This is a genomic window from Paracoccus sp. SSK6, from assembly GCF_039770665.1.
Taxonomy (GTDB): Bacteria; Pseudomonadota; Alphaproteobacteria; order Rhodobacterales; family Rhodobacteraceae; genus Paracoccus.
The window spans coordinates 1-2,074 of the sequence record NZ_JBDPNJ010000072.1; the positions used below are offsets into that span (position 1 = coordinate 1).

Sequence of the window (2,074 nt, forward strand, 5' to 3'; positions counted from 1 at the left end):
GATGCTGTACACCACGATGACTACCAAGAGGCCCGGAGCATCATCGATCAACCTGCAAGGGACAGCCTCTGGTGGTTGATCGATACCTTGGGGGTGGCAAAGGCCAAGGAGATCGCGGAGGCGATGAACCGTGCCACCGGGCGAAACTTCGGAGCCGAGATGTTCAAAGAGGTCTGGTTCAGTTACGACCATGGGCGCGAACCTGCTGCGGCATAACAGACGCCCTGAAGCCTAAACATGAATGCGGCCCTGCTTGGACGAACCGAGCAGGGCCTTTTGCTGATAGGACGGATGGTGAAGTTCGTCCGCGCCTTCTACAAGACGCCAGCGGGTTGACGTGGCTCTCCGTTACCGAACATGCCCCAGGTGCGTTAGGGACGGTCAGTGCAGGAAAGCAGCGTCAAATCCAATATAGACGGCAGGGCGCTTAGTTGCCAGTGGGCTGCTGCGGGCCGTACGCCATCGGTTCGACCTTAGGACAGCCCGCCAAGAACCGTTCAAGCCGATGCTCAGCTTCGCTCATGTCGAAAGTATCGGCAACGCCGTTGAACCGGATGGCCAGCTTGCTGCCTTGCGCAATTGACTCTGCAAGCGGCTTGGAGACAGATGGCGGCCCTTGAAGATGGTCAAACGACATTCTGATCAATTTGACGCTTTGAGCGGGTGCCTTGTCGATCCGGTATTCGATCGTGTCCGATCCAATGGAGATGAATGCATTGTCGTTGAGAATGTGGACGCCGACTTCGCCGCCATTCTCTTCGAAGCAGATGAATTGCAGGAGGAAGGATTTCTGGTCGCTAAAAACATAGCTGCCGCTTACGATGTAATCCATTAGGGGATCAATCTTAGTCGCTTCTTCCCAGTTGGCCTTGGCCGCTGAAGTTGCTGCGGTCAGGGCAATCAATGCTCCGATAGCTATTGGTGCAAATGATAGTGCCATTGTCTCTCTCCTCTAATTTGCTCTTGCAATAATTATGAGCCTTGCTTTGCTCATTAAAAGAGCCATTCGCGGCTGCTGCCAAATTCAATCTGGGAAGGCTTGCTGATTGTCTGTCGAATGTGACAATCATTCCGACGTTAAATATGATTGTCGGAGCTAGACCTTCCGATGGTTTGTTTTCATGTCTCTCAACCTTCCCTGCTGATTGCGCGTTGTTCTCTCCTGGTTCAAAGCAATCAGCAGGGTTTTTTTGGCTTGCACTTCACATCCGCGTGAGTAGTATCGCCGGAAACTTTATGATGAGCATCGTCATGCATCCAATTGCTTTAGCTATGATCGACCTGTTGAGCTTAGGTTTGCTATTCTGGTTGATTCCGCAAACATTGATAAGGCTTCTCCGAGGGCAGCTGGCTGGTATTGATTTCAAGCCAGCACAGGAAGCAATGAAACATCTTCCAGGTGCTATTACAGGGACAGCCGCTGCTGCATTCGCGGTATATCTGTTCGGCATGAGCTACGAAGACTTTGCGATCAGTCGTGCCAAGGAGGTAGGCAACTGGTCTATGCAGCTTCGCGTATCAGCGATCCACTGCCCGCATCTGCCCGGCAAAGAAGTGCAAGGATCGCGCCGACTACCTGAAGCGCGCCAAGCCCGACGTAACGAAGGTCGATCCGCTTACTGGCGAGGTCTTCCAAGCGCGTCCGCACCAGCGTTTCAAAACGCCAGAGAACTGCCACGAATATCATGCTCGGGCTAGAGCGGGTCGCGTAATGGCGATCAGCAGAGCCTTCGAGACGGTCGTCTACAGGCTGGCTGCTACTGACATGGGAGCTGCATTCGGTTTCTACCAGTGCGTCTTTGACGTGATCACCAACAAGCATTCTGCAAACCCTGAAAGCATTGCGGAAGTCACGAAAGTTGTGTCGGCGGCAGACATCAACATCGGGGGTTCGTCGGTCGTGTCGCTGGTCCGTAGTCTAGCGACCTCTCCAGCTCACCTGTTCCCTGAGCGGACCATCCGCTCTGACGTCGGTGGTTTCGCAGTGATCCGCGACGCATCTGCTCGCAGGTTCGCTGTCAAAGCTAAGGCTGAGAAGCTGAACCGTGGCCGCTTCGTGAACAATGATTGGTCG

4 protein-coding genes are annotated in these 2,074 nt (G+C 53.8%); 3 read left to right on the top strand and 1 reads right to left on the bottom strand.

Going from position 1 to position 2,074, the window contains the following annotated elements; genetic code table 11:
* On the top strand, positions 1 to 216 hold a 216-nt coding region (locus AAIL68_RS17335), incomplete at its 5' end, for a hypothetical protein (protein ID WP_347141036.1).
* Positions 217 to 427: 211 nt separating this feature from the next.
* Here AAIL68_RS17335 and AAIL68_RS17340 read toward each other — a convergent pair.
* Positions 428 to 940 carry a hypothetical protein gene (locus tag AAIL68_RS17340; protein WP_347141037.1) on the bottom strand — a complete coding sequence of 171 codons (513 nt, stop codon included), beginning with the start codon at positions 938 to 940 and terminating at the stop codon, positions 428 to 430.
* A 272-nt stretch (positions 941 to 1,212) separates the two neighbouring features.
* On the opposite strand from AAIL68_RS17340, the gene AAIL68_RS17345 reads away from it, so the two are divergent.
* Positions 1,213 to 1,698 (top strand): hypothetical protein, encoded by a 486-nt coding sequence (locus AAIL68_RS17345; protein WP_347141038.1) that lies wholly within the window; start codon positions 1,213 to 1,215, stop codon positions 1,696 to 1,698.
* Between the two features lie 13 nt (positions 1,699 to 1,711).
* Positions 1,712 to 2,074, top strand: a 363-nt coding sequence (locus AAIL68_RS17350; RefSeq protein WP_347141039.1) for a hypothetical protein, incomplete at its 3' end; no start/stop codon positions are given.